16 protein-coding genes are annotated in these 17,318 nt (G+C 57.9%); 12 read left to right on the top strand and 4 right to left on the bottom strand.

The features are described 5' to 3' along the window. Positions 1 to 4: 4 nt before the first annotated feature. The 10 genes from nuoI to ACSQ13_RS08580 all read left to right on the top strand — a co-directional run bounded on the left by nuoI (position 5) and on the right by ACSQ13_RS08580 (position 10,360). Complete coding sequence (nuoI, locus tag ACSQ13_RS08625) at positions 5 to 493, top strand: NADH-quinone oxidoreductase subunit NuoI (protein WP_176249365.1); 489 nt, start codon at positions 5 to 7, stop codon at positions 491 to 493. Further along, positions 490 to 891 (top strand): carboxymuconolactone decarboxylase family protein, encoded by a 402-nt coding sequence (locus tag ACSQ13_RS08620; RefSeq protein WP_176249364.1) that lies wholly within the window; start codon positions 490 to 492, stop codon positions 889 to 891. Before nuoI ends, ACSQ13_RS08620 begins: the two co-directional genes overlap by 4 nt. Next, on the top strand, positions 888 to 1,490 hold the full coding sequence (locus tag ACSQ13_RS08615) for an NADH-quinone oxidoreductase subunit J (RefSeq protein WP_176249363.1): 603 nt from the start codon (positions 888 to 890) through the stop codon (positions 1,488 to 1,490). Before ACSQ13_RS08620 ends, ACSQ13_RS08615 begins: the two co-directional genes overlap by 4 nt. 178 nt (positions 1,491 to 1,668) lie before the next feature. Continuing rightward, positions 1,669 to 1,974, top strand: a complete 306-nt coding sequence (gene nuoK, locus ACSQ13_RS08610) for an NADH-quinone oxidoreductase subunit NuoK (RefSeq protein ID WP_176249362.1) — start codon at positions 1,669 to 1,671, stop codon at positions 1,972 to 1,974. A 4-nt stretch (positions 1,975 to 1,978) separates the two neighbouring features. Next, positions 1,979 to 4,081 (top strand): NADH-quinone oxidoreductase subunit L, encoded by a 2,103-nt coding sequence (gene nuoL, locus ACSQ13_RS08605; protein WP_176249361.1) that lies wholly within the window; start codon positions 1,979 to 1,981, stop codon positions 4,079 to 4,081. Further along, entirely contained in the window at positions 4,081 to 5,637 is a 1,557-nt protein-coding gene (locus tag ACSQ13_RS08600; RefSeq protein ID WP_176249360.1) for an NADH-quinone oxidoreductase subunit M, read from the top strand. The genes nuoL and ACSQ13_RS08600 overlap by 1 nt, the downstream gene beginning before the upstream one ends. Positions 5,638 to 5,648: 11 nt before the next feature. Further along, on the top strand, positions 5,649 to 7,094 hold the full coding sequence (gene nuoN / locus ACSQ13_RS08595; RefSeq protein ID WP_176249359.1) for an NADH-quinone oxidoreductase subunit NuoN: 1,446 nt from the start codon (positions 5,649 to 5,651) through the stop codon (positions 7,092 to 7,094). A gap of 16 nt (positions 7,095 to 7,110) precedes the next feature. Next, the gene (locus tag ACSQ13_RS08590; protein WP_295512019.1) at positions 7,111 to 7,893 is read left to right on the top strand and encodes a biotin--[acetyl-CoA-carboxylase] ligase; all 783 of its coding nucleotides are present in this window, start codon (positions 7,111 to 7,113) and stop codon (positions 7,891 to 7,893) included. A gap of 21 nt (positions 7,894 to 7,914) precedes the next feature. Next, positions 7,915 to 8,688 carry a type III pantothenate kinase gene (locus tag ACSQ13_RS08585; RefSeq protein WP_176249358.1) on the top strand — a complete coding sequence of 258 codons (774 nt, stop codon included), beginning with the start codon at positions 7,915 to 7,917 and terminating at the stop codon, positions 8,686 to 8,688. A gap of 4 nt (positions 8,689 to 8,692) precedes the next feature. Beyond that, complete coding sequence (locus ACSQ13_RS08580; protein ID WP_176249357.1) at positions 8,693 to 10,360, top strand: ribonuclease J; 1,668 nt, start codon at positions 8,693 to 8,695, stop codon at positions 10,358 to 10,360. 170 nt (positions 10,361 to 10,530) lie between these two features. On the opposite strand, the gene ACSQ13_RS08575 is transcribed toward ACSQ13_RS08580, so the two are convergent. From ACSQ13_RS08575 to ACSQ13_RS08565, 3 genes are all read right to left on the bottom strand, one after another. Next, positions 10,531 to 12,126 (bottom strand): DEAD/DEAH box helicase, encoded by a 1,596-nt coding sequence (locus ACSQ13_RS08575; protein ID WP_435988237.1) that lies wholly within the window; start codon positions 12,124 to 12,126, stop codon positions 10,531 to 10,533. Between the two features lie 138 nt (positions 12,127 to 12,264). Next, positions 12,265 to 13,209: a glycosyltransferase family 2 protein gene (locus ACSQ13_RS08570; RefSeq protein WP_295512149.1), complete on the bottom strand. Its 945-nt coding sequence runs from the start codon at positions 13,207 to 13,209 to the stop codon at positions 12,265 to 12,267. Between the two features lie 42 nt (positions 13,210 to 13,251). After that, on the bottom strand, positions 13,252 to 14,871 hold the full coding sequence (locus ACSQ13_RS08565) for a peptide chain release factor 3 (protein ID WP_176249354.1): 1,620 nt from the start codon (positions 14,869 to 14,871) through the stop codon (positions 13,252 to 13,254). 128 nt (positions 14,872 to 14,999) lie between these two features. Between ACSQ13_RS08565 and ACSQ13_RS08560 the strand changes: the two genes are divergently transcribed. Continuing rightward, positions 15,000 to 15,359 carry a nuclear transport factor 2 family protein gene (locus tag ACSQ13_RS08560; RefSeq protein WP_176249353.1) on the top strand — a complete coding sequence of 120 codons (360 nt, stop codon included), beginning with the start codon at positions 15,000 to 15,002 and terminating at the stop codon, positions 15,357 to 15,359. 14 nt (positions 15,360 to 15,373) lie between these two features. Here ACSQ13_RS08560 and ACSQ13_RS08555 read toward each other — a convergent pair whose 3' ends face one another. Next, on the bottom strand, positions 15,374 to 16,387 hold the full coding sequence (locus tag ACSQ13_RS08555) for a Hint domain-containing protein (protein ID WP_176249352.1): 1,014 nt from the start codon (positions 16,385 to 16,387) through the stop codon (positions 15,374 to 15,376). A 148-nt stretch (positions 16,388 to 16,535) separates the two neighbouring features. Here ACSQ13_RS08555 and ACSQ13_RS08550 point away from each other — a divergent pair, with 148 nt between their 5' ends. Next, a complete protein-coding gene (locus tag ACSQ13_RS08550) occupies positions 16,536 to 17,315 on the top strand; it encodes an SDR family oxidoreductase (RefSeq protein WP_295512151.1) in 780 nt (259 codons plus the stop codon). Positions 17,316 to 17,318: the final 3 nt, after the last annotated feature.

Here is a 17,318-nt window from a genome sequence, read left to right as displayed (position 1 = left end):
TCCGATGACAGACTATACCCGTCACGCCAAATATTTCCTGTTGCAGGATTTCTATCACGGTCTGAAGCTGGGCATTAAGTATATGTTCAAGCCCAAGGCGACGATCAACTACCCGCATGAAAAGGGGCCTTTGTCCCCGCGTTTCCGCGGTGAACATGCCTTGCGCCGCTATGCAAACGGCGAAGAACGCTGCATCGCGTGTAAACTGTGCGAGGCCGTGTGCCCTGCGCAAGCGATCACGATCGACGCCGAACCCCGTGATGACGGCAGCCGCCGCACCACGCGCTATGACATCGACATGACGAAATGCATCTACTGCGGTTTCTGTCAGGAAGCCTGCCCGGTGGATGCGATTGTCGAGGGGCCGAATTTCGAATTCTCGACCGAGACCCGCGAAGAGCTGTATTACGACAAGGCCAAGTTGCTGGAAAACGGCGACCGTTGGGAAGCCGAAATTGCCCGCAACCTCGAGATGGATGCACCTTACAGATGACCAATCCCTCCAACCCTTTTGAAGAAATGATGCGTCAGATGCAGGATATGGCCAAGGCCTTTCCGGCGATGGATGCGTTTTCGCCAAAGGGGTTCGAGGCGATGATGGGCAAGATGCCCAAGGACATGATGGAAACGTTTTTTGGCAACACGCTGAATCCCGACGGGTTGGATGCCAAAACGCGGATGCTGCTGACGATTGCAGGTTTGACCATGCAAGGTGCCCAAAACGATATCGCGCTGAAACAGTCCGTGATCCACGCGATCGAGGCGGGCGCGCACAAGCAGCAAGTGATTGAGACGATTGGACAGATGGCGGTTTTTGCCGGTATCCCTGCCATGACCCGTGCAATGCAGATTGCGCAGGGCGTGTTGGATGACAAGGAAGGTGACGCATGAGCGTTTTTGCATTTTATCTTTTTGCGATCAGCGTGATTGCAGGCGGGCTTTTTACCGTCATCAGCCGTAACCCGGTGCATTCGGTGTTGTGGCTGATCCTGGCATTCCTGAGTGCCGCCGGTCTGTTCGTGATGCTGAACGCCGAATTCGTGGCGATGCTGCTGATCATCGTCTATGTGGGCGCGGTTGCGGTGTTGTTCTTGTTCGTTGTGATGATGCTGGACGTCGATTTCACCGAGCTGAAGGCCGAGATGGCGCGCTATATGCCGTTGGGGCTGCTGATCGGATTGATCGTTTTGATGCAATTCGTGATGGCTTTTGGCGCATGGGATGCAAATGCCGCTGCCGAAGGGCTGCGCACGCAGGTGGTCACGGACGAGGTGCAGAACACGGCTGCCTTGGGCCTGATCCTGTATGACGAATATTTCCTGCTGTTCCAGCTTGCGGGTCTGATCCTGCTGGTTGCGATGATCGGGGCGATTGTCCTGACGCTGCGCCATCGTGGCGATGTGAAACGCCAGGACGTGGTGGCGCAGATGATGCGCGATCCGGCCAAGGCCATGAAATTGAATGATGTGAAACCGGGGCAGGGTCTGTAAAGACCTGCCCGAACAAGGATGTGAGCCATGTCGCGAAATACCATTGTGGTACTGGTTGTCGTGCTGATCGTTGTCTTTGGCGGCTATAACATCATCGGATAACGACGGGATCGGGGTGGAAACCTTGACCGCCAAGAACTAAAGAACGCCCGAAACGGGCAAAGAACCGAGGGACGACATGATCGGAATTGAACATTACCTGACAGTGGCGGCGACGCTTTTTGTCATTGGCATTTTCGGGCTATTCCTGAACCGCAAGAACATCATCATCATGTTGATGTCGATCGAGCTTATGCTCTTGGCGGTGAATATTAACTTCGTCGCTTTCTCGCATTTCCTGGGCGATATGGTGGGGCAGGTCTTTACCTTGTTCGTTCTGACTGTTGCTGCTGCGGAAGCGGCGATCGGTCTGGCCATTCTGGTCTGCTTTAACCGCAACCGAGGTTCGATTGCTGTTGAAGATGTCAACGTGATGAAGGGCTAAGATCATGGAAAGCATCATTCTTTTCGCACCACTTGTGGGTGCATTGATCACGGGTTTTGGCTGGAAACTGATCGGCGAAAAGCCGGCACAGTGGTTCGCTACGGCGATGTTGTTTCTGGCGGCTTTCCTAAGCTGGGTCGTCTTCCTGACCTTTGACGGTGTGACAGAGCATATCCAGCTGTTGCGCTGGATCGAAAGCGGCAGCCTGTCGACAGACTGGGCGATCCGCATGGACCGTTTGACGGCGATCATGCTGATCGTGATCACCACCGTGTCCAGCCTCGTGCACCTGTATTCCTTTGGCTACATGGCCCATGACGAGAATTTCAAAGACAACGAGCCATACCGCGCCCGTTTCTTTGCCTATCTGTCGTTCTTCACCTTTGCGATGTTGATGCTGGTTACAGCCGATAACCTTGTTCAGATGTTCTTTGGCTGGGAAGGTGTGGGCGTTGCGTCATATCTGTTGATCGGTTTTTACTACAAAAAACCGTCGGCCAACGCTGCTGCGATCAAGGCTTTCGTGGTCAACCGTGTCGGTGACTTCGGGTTTGCGCTTGGGATCTTTGGCCTGTTCTATCTGACCGACAGCATCAAGTTCGACGATGTTTTCGCCGCGGCACCTGAACTGGCAAACACCACCTTGCATTTCTTGTGGGCTGACTGGAACGCGGCGAACCTGCTTGCCTTCCTTCTGTTTGTCGGTGCCATGGGTAAATCGGCGCAGCTGTTCTTGCACACATGGTTGCCGGACGCGATGGAAGGCCCGACCCCTGTGTCCGCCCTGATCCACGCCGCGACGATGGTTACTGCGGGTGTTTTCCTTGTCTGCCGCATGTCGCCCCTGATGGAATTCGCGCCCGAAGCGATGATGTTCGTGACCTTTATCGGTGCGACCACCGCATTCTTCGCCGCGACTGTGGGTCTGGTTCAGACCGACATCAAACGCGTCATCGCCTATTCGACCTGTTCACAGCTTGGCTATATGTTCGTGGCTGCGGGCGTTGGCATGTATTCCGCCGCGATGTTCCACCTGCTGACCCACGCGTTCTTTAAGGCGATGCTGTTCCTTGGGGCAGGGTCCGTCATTCACGCGATGCATCACGAGCAGGACATGAACAACTATGGCGGTCTGCGCAAAAAGATCCCTTATACGTTCTGGGCGATGATGATCGGCACGCTGGCCATCACCGGTGTCGGCATTCCGTTGACCCATTTCGGTTTCGCCGGCTTCCTGTCCAAGGATGCGATCATTGAAAGCGCTTGGGCCGGTGGCACATCCTATGCTTTCTGGATGTTGGTGATTGCTGCGGCGATGACCAGTTTCTACAGCTGGCGCCTGATGTTCCTGACCTTCTTTGGCAAGCCACGCGGTGACAAACATACCCATGACCATGCGCATGAAAGCCCGATGGTCATGTTGATCCCGCTGGGTGTGCTGAGCCTTGGTGCGATCTTCTCGGGGATGGTGTTTTACAACAGCTTCTTTGGTCATGCCGAAGATATCGGCGAATTCTATGGTATCCCGATGGCCGAAATGGCTGCTGGTGGCGATGCCAAGGTTGAAGGTGCCGAAGACAGCCATGGTGCGGCCGCAACGGATGCAGGCCATGGCGATGACGCACACCACGGGCCCAGCTTTGCTGGTGCACCCGGCGAAGGTGCCTTGTTCTTTGGTCCCGATAACACCGTGCTTGACGATGCGCATGCAGCGCCTGCCTGGGTCAAGGTCAGCCCGTTCATCGCAATGTCGCTGGGTCTGATCATGGCGCTGTGGTTCTACATCTGGAACCCGACGCTGCCGGGCCGTTTGGCGGCAAACCAGCGTCCGCTTTACCTGTTCTTCCTGAACAAGTGGTATTTCGACGAGATTTATAACGTGATCTTCGTCAAACCGGCTTCTGCCATCGGTCGTTTCTTTTGGAAGCGCGGCGACGGGAATGTCATCGACGGGACGCTGAATGGCATCGCCATGGGCATTATTCCCTTCCTCACGCGGCTCGCGGGTCGTGCGCAATCTGGCTACATCTTTACCTACGCCTTCGCCATGGTGATCGGGATCGCGATCCTTGTAACATGGATGACGATGAGCGGGGGGGCAAACTAATGGATCATCACTTGCTTTCCATCATTACTTTCATGCCAAGCTTTGCGGCGCTGATCTTGGCCGTCTTCCTGCGCGGCGACGACGAAGCAGCGGCACGCAATGCAAAATGGCTGGCGTTGATTACAACAACCGTCACTTTCCTGATTTCACTGTTCATCCTGTTCGACTTTGACCCGTCCAACACCGGCTTCCAGTTTGTGGACGAAGCGACCTGGATCATGGGTCTGAAATACCGCATGGGCGTCGACGGGATTTCGATCCTGTTTGTGATGCTGACTACCTTCATGATGCCACTGGTGATCGCCGCCAGCTGGAACGTGACCACGCGGGTCAAGGAATACATGATCGCCTTCCTGCTGCTGGAAACGCTGATGCTGGGCGTGTTCATGGCGCTGGATATGGTGCTGTTCTATCTGTTCTTCGAAGCAGGCCTGATCCCGATGTTCCTGATCATCGGTATCTGGGGTGGCGCGAACCGGATTTACGCCAGCTTCAAGTTCTTCCTTTATACCTTCCTTGGCTCGGTTTTGATGCTGGTGGCCATGGTTGCGATGTATGCCGATGCGGGCACCACCTGTATTGGCGGCTGCGAAGTCAGCCTGCTGACCCATACCTTTGCCTCCGAGACATTCTCGATTGCCGGAATTACAGTGGTTGGCGGTTTGCAAACCATGCTGTTTTTGGCCTTCTTTGCCAGCTTTGCTGTCAAAATGCCGATGTGGCCCGTCCACACCTGGTTGCCTGATGCGCACGTTCAGGCCCCGACTGCGGGTTCTGTCGTCCTGGCGGCGATCCTGTTGAAAATGGGCGGCTACGGCTTCTTGCGGTTCTCGCTGCCGATGTTCCCTGTCGGGTCCGATGTGCTGGCACCGCTGGTGCTGTGGATGTCCGCCATTGCGATTGTCTATACCTCGCTGGTGGCGCTGGTGCAGGAAGACATGAAAAAGCTGATCGCCTATTCATCGGTGGCCCACATGGGTTTCGTGACAATGGGTATCTTTGCCTTCAACCAGCAAGGTCTGGACGGGGCGATTTTCCAGATGGTCAGCCACGGCTTTATCTCGGCTGCCTTGTTCCTCTGCGTTGGCGTGATCTATGACCGTATGCACACCCGCGAGATCGACGCCTATGGCGGTCTGGTCAACCGGATGCCTGCCTATGCGCTGGTGTTCATGTTCTTTACCATGGCGAACGTCGGCCTGCCGGGGACATCCGGTTTCGTGGGTGAATTCCTGACATTGATGGGGATTTTCCAGGTCAACACATGGGTGGCTGCGGTTGCGACAACCGGCGTTATCTTCTCGGCGGCCTATGCGCTGTGGCTGTACCGCCGCGTTGTGATGGGTGACCTGATCAAGGAAAGCCTGCGCACAATCACCGATATGACGACCCGTGAGCGTTGGATTTTCGCGCCGCTGATCGTCATGACTCTTCTTTTGGGTGTCTATCCGGCACTGGTCCTTGATATCATCGGACCATCGGTTTCCGCCCTTGTTGCTAGCTATGATACGGCCCTGGAGGCGGCAGGTGCCGCTGTCCAGATGGCCTCAGAATAAAGGACCGCGCGATGATTTCCGCTGATCTGAATGTCATCCTGCCCGAAATCGTGCTGTCGCTTTTTGCGATCCTGGCACTGCTGGGGGCGGTCTATACGTCTAAAGACAAGACGGGGTCCTTGCTGGTCTGGCTGACGGCGGGGCTGATGGTGCTGCTGGCGATCTGGATCGGGATGACCGGCACGGGCGAGACACGCATCGCCTTTAACGGGTTGTTCATCGAAGACGGCTTTGCCCGCTTTGCCAAGGTGACGATCCTGCTGAGCGCTGCTGCCGTTCTGGCGATGTCGGAGGCCTATATGAAAAGCCGTGGCCTACTGCGGTTCGAATATCCGGTTCTGGTCGCCCTGAGCGTTGTGGGCATGATGATGATGGTCAGTGCAGGCGACCTGATGTCGCTTTACATGGGCCTCGAGCTGCAATCGCTGGCCTTGTATGTGGTCGCGTCCCTGCGCCGTGACAGCCTGAAATCAACCGAAGCGGGCCTGAAGTATTTCGTGCTTGGTGCCTTGTCCTCGGGGATGTTGCTATATGGCGCGTCGCTTGTGTACGGCTATGCGGGCACCACGCAATTCGCAGGTATTATGACCGTTGCGCAGACGGGTGAGACCTCCCTCGGGTTGCTGTTCGGGATCGTATTCCTGATGTCCGGTCTGGCGTTCAAAGTCTCGGCTGTGCCGTTCCACATGTGGACCCCCGACGTTTACGAAGGGTCGCCGACCCCTGTCACCGCGTTTTTCGCGACAGCCCCCAAGGTTGCTGCAATGGCGCTGTTCGCCCGCGTGATGCATGACGCCTTTGGCAATGCTGTCGCCGAATGGAGCCAGATCATCGCGTTGCTGTCGGTTCTGTCGATGTTCCTTGGTGCGATTGCTGCCATTGGCCAGACCAACATCAAACGTCTGATGGCGTATTCGTCGATTGCCCACATGGGATATGCATTGATCGGTCTGGCGGCTGGCACCCAACTGGGCGTCAAGGCGATGCTGGTCTATATGGCGATCTATGTGACGATGAATATCGGTACATTTGCCTTTATCCTGAGCATGGAGAAAGACGGCCAGCCGGTCACGGATATTGCGGCGCTGAACATGTACTCCAAACGCGCGCCCGGTAAGGCATTGGCGCTGCTGGTGTTGCTGTTCTCGCTGGCCGGTGTGCCGCCGATGCTGGGTTTCTTTGCCAAGTTCGGCGTGTGGCAAGCCGGCGTTGACGCGGGGCTGATCTGGCTGGTGGCCGCAAGTGCTGTCGCCTCGGCGATTGGTGCCTATTACTACCTGCGCATCGTCTTTTTGATGTATTTCGGCGAAGAGGGTGATGACCGGCTGGATGGCGGGAAAAGCGGTTTGCTGACAGGCTTCCTCATTGCGTCGGCTGTGATCATGGTGGTCGGTATTGCCAATATGTTCGGTGTCGAGGGTGCTGCCATCACGGCGGCGGCGACACTGGTCAACTGATCGGTTGGTGGGCCCCGTGCGTGAGGGAGCCTCCGGCGGGGATATTTTCAAGCCAGAGAAGCAGGGCGCGTCGTGGCCGGATGGTTACGGGCGTCTTGTGTTTGAGAGCATCGATTCCACGTTGAGCGAGGCGGCACGGCGTGCGCCAGAGTTGACCGGGCCGCTTTGGATTCTGGCCGAGGAACAAACGGCGGCGCGCGGGCGTCGCGGGCGGTCATGGGCCACACCGAAGGGTAATTTTGCAGGGACATTGATGATGCGCCGCGTCGAGGCCCCCGGGATCGCGGCGCTGCGCAGCTTTGTCGCATCGCTGGCCTTGCGCCGTGCCTTTGTACGGGTGACCGGGGACGAGGGGGCTTTTGCCTTGAAGTGGCCCAATGATGTGTTGCTGAATGGTGGGAAGGTTGCGGGCATCTTGCTTGAGACGATCGGCGATCATCTGGCGATCGGGATCGGGGTGAACCTAGCCCATGCGCCCGGTGCCGATCAGGTGGAGGCGGGGGCCCTGCGCCCCGTGTCGGTGATCGGTGAAACGGGCATATCTGTTTCCCCCGCTGCGTTTCTGGATGCGCTGGCTGGCGAATATGCCGTGCTTGAAACCCAGTTTCAGACCTTTGGCTTTGCGCCGATCCGCACCGCCTGGCTGGCCCATGCGGCCCGTCTGGGCGAAGTGATCGTGGCGCGGACCATGCGCGACGAGACACGCGGGATCTTTGAGGATGTGGATGAACACGGTAGTCTGATCTTGCGCACCCCCAAGGGGCGGGTGCCGATCACTGCGGCGGATGTATTTTTCTAGGATGTGAGGGAGGGCCGTTCGATGCTTTTGGCGATTGATTGCGGCAATACGAATACGGTTTTTTCCATTTGGGACGGAACGCAGTTTATTGGCACCTGGCGGACCTCGACCGAATGGCAGCGCACGGCGGATCAGTATTACGTCTGGCTGAGCACGCTGATGAAATTTCAAAAGGTCGAGGCGGATATCACCGATGTGATCATCAGTTCGACCGTGCCACGGGTGGTGTTCAACCTGCGGGTTCTGGCCGACAGATATTTCAACACGCGCCCCATCGTGGTGGGCAAGCCCGAATGCAAGCTGCCCGTTGATGTGCGCGTTGATGCGGGCACTGCCGTGGGGCCGGACCGGTTGGTCAACACCGTTGCGGGGTTTGATCTGTTCGGCGGCGATCTGATTGTGGTGGATTTCGGCACTGCGACCACCTTTGATGTGGTGGCCAGTGACGGGGCCTATATCGGCGGGGTGATTGCGCCGGGGGTAAATCTTAGTCTTGAGGCATTGCATAATGCCGCGGCGGCCTTACCTCATGTGGATATCTCTAAACCGCAGGCGGTGATCGGTACAAATACCGTAGCCTGCATCCAATCAGGTATTTTTTGGGGTTATGTCGGGCTCGTTCGTGAGATATGTGCGCGGATAAAGGCGGAGCGTGAGCGCGAAATGCGTGTGATCGCCACCGGCGGGCTGGCCCCGTTGTTTCAGCAGGCAGTGGACCTGTTCGATTCCTACCAAGATGATCTGACAATGCACGGTTTGACCGTGATTTATAATTATAACAAGGACACCGCTTAATCATATGAGCAGCGAAAGATTGATCTATCTGCCCCTCGGTGGGGCAGGTGAAATTGGCATGAATGCCTATGTTTATGGCTATGGGAAACCTGGCAAGGAACGACTGATTGTGGTCGACCTTGGCGTTGCGTTCCCGGACATGGACACCAGCCCCGGCGTGGATTTGATCATCCCCGATATCGCCTGGCTGGAAGAACGCCGAAACCAGATTGAGGCCATTTTCATCACCCACGCGCACGAAGACCACGTGGGCGCGGTTGCGCATACCTATGACCGTTTGCGTGCGCCGATCTATACGCGGAAATTTACCGCCAACATCGCCAAGCGCAAGATGAGCGAATACAACCATCCTGATAACGCGATCACCACTGTGGCACCCTGGCCTGCAACGACCACCGTTGGTCCGTTCAAGGTCGGCTTTTTGCCGATGTCCCACTCGATCCCTGAATCGTCATCCCTTGTGATCGACGTGGCAGGCGACCGTTTGATCCACTCGGGCGATTTCAAGATCGACATGACTCCGGGTGTGGGCGAAGCCTATGATCCCGAGGTTTGGGCCGATGTGTCCAAGGGTGGCGTCAAGGCGTTGATCTGTGACAGTACCAACGTGTTTTCGCAGAACGCCGGCCGGTCCGAAGCGACTGTCGGGCCAGAGATTGAAAAGCTGCTTGGCTCTGCCCAGGGTATGGTTGTTGCAACGACATTTGCGTCGAACGTGGCGCGGGTGAAGACCCTTGCGGATGCGGGCGAGCGGGCAGGGCGGTCTGTCGTTCTGCTGGGTCGTGCGATGAAGCGGATGGTCGAGGCCTCGCTTGAGACCGGCGTGATGAAGGACTTTCCGGCGGTGATCAGCCCCGAGGACGCGCGCGGCGTGCCACGCGAGAACCTGATGCTGCTGGTGACCGGATCACAGGGCGAACGCCGTGCGGCGTCGGCGCAGCTGGCACGTGGCAAATACATGGGTCTTGAGATGAAGGAAGGGGATATGTTCTTGTTCTCGTCCAAGACCATTCCCGGCAACGAGCGCGGCGTGATCAAGGTGATTAACGCATTCTCCGAGATGGGCGTTGATATCGTCGATGACAGTTCGGGCCTGTACCACGTGTCGGGCCACGCCAACCGTCCCGACCTTGAGATTTTGCATGATGTGGTCAAGCCGCAGATCCTGATCCCGATGCACGGCGAACACCGTCACCTGCGCGAGCATGTGAAGATCGCCAATGCCAAGGGCATGAAGGGCGTTCTGGCTGTGAACGGCATGATGATCGACCTGTCTGGCAATGAACCCAAAGTCGCGGAATATGTCGACAGCGGGCGCACTTATCTGGACGGATCGACCCAGATCGGCGCGATGGACGGGGTCGTGCGCGACCGTATCCGTATGGCGCTGAACGGGCATGTGACCGTGACCGTGATCATGGATGAAAACGACGAAGCTTTGGGCGACCCTTGGGTTGATGCCATGGGCCTGCCCGAACAGGGCCGGTCGAAATCGTCGCTTGTTGAAATCCTCGAGGCTGACCTGGCTCAGTTCCTTGGCCGTGCCAATGCAAAGACGTTGCGCGATGATGACAAGCTGCATGACGGTCTGAAACGTGTCGTGCGTCAGTCGGCCAACGACGAGATCGGCAAGAAGCCCGAAGTCACGATTGTGGTCAGCCGTCTAAGCTGATCGCCTGAAAATACTGCATTTACGCCGCGTGGATCAAAGGATCTGCGCGGCGTTTTTGTTTGTGGTGGGCGGTGAGTTTGCAGGGGGCGGTGAGATTTTCAGGGGGCGGTGAAACGAAAACGGGCGCAAGGTTTCCCCTGCGCCCGTTTCCTTGAAATACGATCCGGTATTTATTCGCGGCGCTCGGCAAAGCTGAGGCCGATAAATTCGGGGGTATGTTCGCCCAGACCGACGATTTTATTATCGTTGCGGTTGTTCTGGTTGCGGTTTTCGTTGCGGTTGTTTCCGCGGCCACCGCGACGGTTTTGCTGTTGCTTGTCGTCTTGCGGTTTATCGTCAGCGGCTGCTGCTTTGGGTTCGGGCTGCTTTTCAGCCTGAACCTCTGGCGTTGCCTCTGGTGTTGGCTGCTCTGGCTTTGGCTCGGGTGTCGGGGCGTCTGCTGCGACGGTATCGGTTTCAACCTTGGCCGTTTCGGGCTTTTTACGGCTGCGGGTCCGGGTGCGCTTGGGCTTTTCTGACTTTGGTGCCTCGTCTTGTGCGGCATCCTTGGCAACGGGCTTGTCGGCCTTGGGGGCGTCCTGGGCCGCTTCTTTGGCAGGCTTTGCCGCAGGGGTGTCACCCAGCGGGTTCTCGATCCGGGGGATCTCGCGCTGGACCAGACGTTCGACATCGGCGAGGTTCTTTTCGTCGCGCGGAACGCAGATCATGATCGCTTTGCCATCGCGCCCGGCGCGGCCGGTACGGCCAATGCGGTGCACATAGTCTTCGGCATGGGAGGGCACGTCAAAGTTATAAACGTGGCTCACCGACGGGACATCAAGGCCGCGTGCGGCAACGTCAGACGCCACAAGGAAGCGCAATTCGCCGTTGCGGAACCCGTCAAGGGTCTTGGTGCGCTGGCTTTGGTCCAGATCGCCATGGATCGGTGCCGCGTCATAACCGTGCTTTTTCAACGACTTGGCAACGGTGTCCACATCCATCTTGCGGTTGCAAAAGATGATGGCGTTGGTGCATTTGTCGCCTTCGGCATCGATCAGCGCACGCAAGACCTTGCGTTTTTCCGTTGCTTCGCGGTCCTTGCGGGACGCGGTCAGCATCAGCACGCCTTGTTCGATGTTCTCGCCTGTGGTGGCCTGACGCGCGACTTCGACACGTGTGGGGTTCGACAGGAAGGTGTTGGTAATCCGCTCGATCTCTGGGGCCATGGTGGCCGAGAAGAACAGCGTCTGACGGGTGAACGGCGTCATCTGGAAGATGCGTTCGATGTCAGGGATGAAACCCATGTCGAGCATACGGTCGGCTTCGTCGACGACCATGATTTTTACGTCGGACAAGATCAGTTTGCCACGCTCGAAATGGTCGATCAACCGGCCGGGGGTGGCAATCAAGACGTCGACGCCCTTGTCGATCAGCTTGTCCTGCTCACCAAAAGACACGCCACCGATCAGCAGCGCTTTGGTCAGTTTCAGGTGCTTTGTATAGGTGTCAAAGTTCTCGGCGACCTGAGCGGCCAGTTCGCGTGTGGGGCACAAAACCAGACTGCGCGGCATACGTGCACGGGCACGGCCACGGGCCAGCATGGTGATCATGGGCAGGGTAAAGCTGGCGGTTTTGCCAGTACCGGTCTGGGCGATGCCCAAAACGTCTTTGCCTTCAAGGGCAGGGGGAATGGCACCCGCTTGAATTGGGGTGGGAGTTTCGTACCCGGCCTCTTCGATGGCTTTCAGTACTTTCGGGTTCAGATTTAGATCAGAAAATTTTGTCATGTGTGTCCGATGATAGCGGACATAAATTTTGGCCCGCGGCAGCATTCATGTCGGCCCGCATGGCCCAAGCGGCGGAGGGTCTCCGCGACATGTTCAGCACCCATTAACAAAGACTCTGCATCAGGTCAAATGGATGCGCTAAACGCCTGTGAAATCGGGAAAATGAGTGCCAAGATGTGACATTAGATCAAGGTCTGCCTCGCGCAGGAGCCCGTGACCGGTCAGACGGGCGCGCAAGGCAGGGGTATCGGCGCAGACTTCGTCAAAAAATGCGCGCAATCCTTGCTCGCCAGATTCGCCCTCGATCATCCGGAACAGGTCGTTCATCGACAATCCGCCTTTTTCATAAGGCTTGTTGGGGCCAAGTTCGGGGCGGTAGCTGCCCTTGGCCACGCGATACCGGTAGGCGGCAATCCAGTCGTCCCATGATTTTGCGTGGAGATGGGCCAGATCAATTTCGTCCTGCCGGTCGTGGCAGGGCAGCATTTTGCCGTCCTGAAACACGTTGTGAATACGCAGATGGATATTCGGCAGATTTGTGCGCACGAACACCTTGCCTGCCAGATGGCTTAGAAACCCGCCCTTAAGATATGCGCCGTATGTGGGATAAAGATCGGCAATGATGCGGGCGCGGTCGGGGCCGTTGGGCACAAAAACCTTAAAGGCTGATGGCGCGCCGGAAAGCTGCTCCATCGGGCGGATGCGGGTGGCGGGCGGATCGGCGGGGCGTTCGGCCAGAATATCGGCGATGGGGCGGTCGGCGACCAGAAACTCGTCGGCGTCCATGTGGATCAGCCAGTCCACCTCGGTCCGGCGGTTATAGGCGTGGGTGGCATTGGCGGTTTGGCGCACCTGATGGGTATCGGGGCGGTCGCGCTTGCGCTGCTTCCAGTATTTGTCGTCACAGGTGGTGACACGGATTTTCGGATGCGCGTCCAGATGGGCGTAGGCTTCGGCATTTGGCGCATCCAGATAGATGTAGATGCGATGCGCGCCCGCCGCCAGATGATAGGCGGCGAACTGCAAGATGTCGCGCGTCGGCGCAAGTATGGTCGAGGCGATGCCCCATGTCACATCAGTCATGGGGCAAGTTTGCGGTGTTCAAAGGCCGCTGGCAAGCCAAAGCTAGACCATCATTTCCTTGGTCGCGGTCAGGCGCACATCGGGATAGTCACGGTCGACGCGGTCGATATCCCACTGCAAACGCGTCAGATAGACGATGTCGCCATCATGGTCATGCGCGATGTGCTGTTTGTTGGCTTCGGTAAATTTATCAACGGCTTGGCGGTCACCGTTCACCCAACGCGCCGAAGTGAACTGCGATTGTTCGAACCGCACGGGCAGGCCGTATTCCAGTTCGATCCGGCTGGCCAGAACCTCGAATTGCAACTGCCCGACGACGCCCACAACAAAGCCCGACCCGATGGCGGGTTTGAAAACCTTGGCGGCCCCTTCTTCGGCGAATTGCATCAGCGCCTTTTCCAGATGTTTTGACTTCATCGGGTCGCCCGCGCGCACGCCTTGCAGCAATTCGGGCGCAAAAGACGGGATGCCGGTCACGCGGAGCGCTTCGCCTTCGGTCAATGTATCCCCGATGCGCAATTGGCCGTGGTTGGGAATACCGATGATATCGCCAGCCCATGCTTCTTCGGCCAGTTCACGGTCGGCGGCCAGAAACATCACCGGGTTGGTGACGGACATGACTTTTTTCGACCGCACATGGGTCAGTTTCATGCCGCGGGTGAAATGCCCCGAGGCAAGCCGGACAAAGGCAACGCGGTCGCGGTGCTTGGGGTCCATGTTCGCCTGCACCTTGAACACAAAGCCCGACACGTTCTTTTCTTCGGGCAGAATGTTGCGGGGTTCGGCCCTTTGGATCTGTGGTTCTGGGCCATAGGTGGCAATGCCGTTCATCAATTCCTTGACGCCGAACGAATTGATTGCCGATCCGAACCAGATCGGGGTCAGTGACCCTTCGGCCATCAGGGCGGCGTCCAGCGGTGGCATCAATTCGCGCACCATCTCAAGGTCTTCGCGCAGCTTTTCCAGCAGGTTCGCGGGCACATGTTCGGCCAGTTTAGGGTCGTCCAACCCTTCGATGGCGATGCTTTCGGACACTTTGTTACGGTCGGCACGGTCCATCAGTTCCAGACGGTCGCGCAGGATGTCATAGCAGCCGATGAAATCGCGGCCCACGCCGATAGGCCAGCTGGCCGGGGTCACGTCGATGGCAAGATTTTGCTGAATTTCGTCGATGATTTCAAAGACATCGCGGCTTTCGCGGTCCATCTTGTTACAAAAGGTCAGGATCGGCAGGTCGCGCATACGGCAGACTTCGAACAGCTTTTGCGTCTGGCTTTCCACGCCTTTCGCGCCGTCAATCACCATCACGGCGGCATCAACGGCCGTGAGCGTGCGGTAGGTATCTTCCGAGAAGTCGGAGTGGCCGGGGGTGTCGACCAGATTGAACCGGTAATTGGTGTCTTTGGTCGCGAAATCGAAGGACATGGCCGACGCAGAGACCGAAATGCCCCGGTCTTTTTCCATCGCCATGAAGTCCGACCGCGTCCGGCGTGCTTCGCCCTTGGCACGGACCTGACCCGCCATCTGGATCGCCCCGCCGAACAGCAGGAATTTTTCCGTCAGCGTGGTTTTGCCCGCATCGGGGTGCGAGATGATCGCAAAAGTGCGGCGCCGGGCGATTTCGGCGGGCAATGCGGGGCGGTTTGAGGGGGTATCTAACATAGATTGGCATATATCCATGCCCATTGACACGCGCAAGTGTGGGCAAAGCTGTGGCCGTGCAAATTGTCTGCGGGTTTGCGGCCAAGCGGTGTAGAATGTGGATGACTTAGCAAGGAAGGGGAAGGAAAATGGAACTGAAAGACATTGCACAGGCCCTGGTCGAAGGGTGCCGCGAAGGCCGCGAGGGTGAGAATCTGGACAGGCTTTACGCGGCAGATGCGGTTTCAGTCGAAGGGGCCGATTACGGAAAAGGTCGCGAGACCAGAGGTTTGGATGGCATCAAAGGCAAGCACGCCTGGTGGGCCGACACGATGGAGGTCACCCGCCAGGAGGTCAGCGACCCGATGCTGCATGGCGATGACCGGTTTGCGGTGATCTTTGACGTGGCGGCGCGCGAAAAGGCGAGCGGCAAGGAAATGGTGATGAAAGAGGTCGCGATTTACCACGTTGCAGACGGCAAAATCGTACGCGAGGAATTCTTTGGCTGAAAACTGCGCCGAGGTCAGCGCATGCTGGCCTTGCGCAACAGTTCCGCCGCATCTGGACGGTCGAGCAGGGGTTTGCCGACATCCAGCCCGGCATGGCGGCGGTCGGAATGGCCGGGGATCACATCGCCCATCGCGTCAGACAGCTCTTGGGGCAGCACGGCTTTGGTGCGGCTGTCGATGAGCATGGATTCAGCGGCGATGCCTTCGGCATAGATGATCTGGTGGCCGTCAAAAAGCAGCTGGAAATAATCGACGAAGCCGCCATCCTGAACGCGCACGCTGTCACCGTTCACCAGATGGCGCGCCTTGACCAGCAGTTCCGAGCGGCCCGCGCCAAGGTGGTCTTCGCGTTGGTAGATGAACAACCGGTGATCGGGGCTGACAATCAGGTCATTGGCGTTGTTAAGCGTGCCGGCAGAAATGCAGATCGGGGCAAATTCACCCACGGCGCGCACGGTGCTTTGGCTGATCCAGCGCACTGCCTTGATCCCGTCATCGCGGGTCAACACGCGGTCCCCGACTTTCAGGTCTTCGATCGGGCGCTGTTCGCCGGATGCCATGGTGATATGGGTGCCACGGGTAAATGACACGCAGGCGACCTGCGCAAATTTCTGCTGTGCCGTCTTTGTATCGATGCCGACCAGCCGGTATTCCAGTGCCGATGAAAGTGCGCTCAGCGGCACGACATAGATGTCTTCGGCGTTGTTTTTTTCGTCCACTTCGACCAGAATAATCAGGTCTGTGGTCTGGCCGTCCGGGGTCATGAAGGTCAGCGCGCTGTCCAGATGCAGCTGTGCGCCGATGGTACCCACCTCGGAATCGGGGGCAATTTCGAACCCGTTCGTGCCCAAGGCCAGCATCGACAGGCGGTGCGGGTCCGACCCGTAGGTCAGCTCGTAGACGTCATCCAGCAGCAGTTCCGAGGCAAAGGAAATCGCATCCCCCATATTTGCCCCATCCGTCGCCACCAGCTGCGCTGCGCGGTAGACAGGCACGCTTTGGGGGGGGGCTGGCCGGTTGGAGGTCATTTTGGGGACGTGCCTTTGTATCAAGCGATGTGTCGCATGTTTTCAATGAGATATGATTGTGGCTACAGCGGGTCAAGCCTTGGGTCTTTTGCTGGCAATGGACCGATCATGAATGATACGAACAATTTGAAATCAGGAGGGAATTATTATGGATCTGGGAATCAAGGGCAAACGCGCATTGGTTTGTGCGTCATCCAAGGGGTTGGGGCTGGGCTGCGCCGAAGCATTGGCCGACGCGGGTGTTCATCTGGTGATGAATGCACGCGGGGCCGACGCGCTTGAGGCCGCAGCCGAGCGGATCAGGCAGGATTATGGCGTCAGTGTCATCACCATCGCTGCCGATATCGCGACCGAGGACGGCCAGAAACAGGTGCTGGATGCGGCGGGCCAGATCGACATTCTGGTCAATAACGCAGGTGGTCCGCCCCCCGGCATGTGGCAGGATTGGGAGCGCGACGATTTCATCAAGGCGCTGGACGCGAACATGCTGGCCCCGATCGCGATGATCAAAGCGCTGGTGCCGTCGATGATGGAGCGCGGCTGGGGTCGCGTGGTCAATATCACCTCGCAATCCGTGCGCGCGCCGATCGGCGTTCTGGGTCTGAGCAATTCCGCCCGTGCCGGATTGACCGGCTATGTCGCGGGCACATCGCGTCAGGTGGCGGGCCAGGGCGTGACCATCAACAACCTGCTGCCCGGCATCCACGCCACAGACCGCGCCGATGCGCTGGACGGCACCGTGGTCAAGCAAAAGGGCATCACACTGGACGAGGCGCGCAAAGCGCGCGCGGCCACCATCCCGGCGGGGCGCTATGGCACGCGGCAGGAATTCGGTGCTGCCTGCGCTTTTCTATGCTCGCAACATGCGGGGTTCATCGTCGGTCAGAACCTGTTGCTGGATGGCGGTGCCGCCAATTTGACCCTTTAAACA

The sequence above is a fragment of the Sulfitobacter sp. SH22 genome (assembly GCF_965641905.1).
Taxonomy (GTDB): Bacteria; Pseudomonadota; Alphaproteobacteria; order Rhodobacterales; family Rhodobacteraceae; genus Sulfitobacter.
The sequence above is the reverse complement of the archived record's forward strand: the minus strand, read 5'-3'. Positions and strand labels throughout refer to the sequence as shown.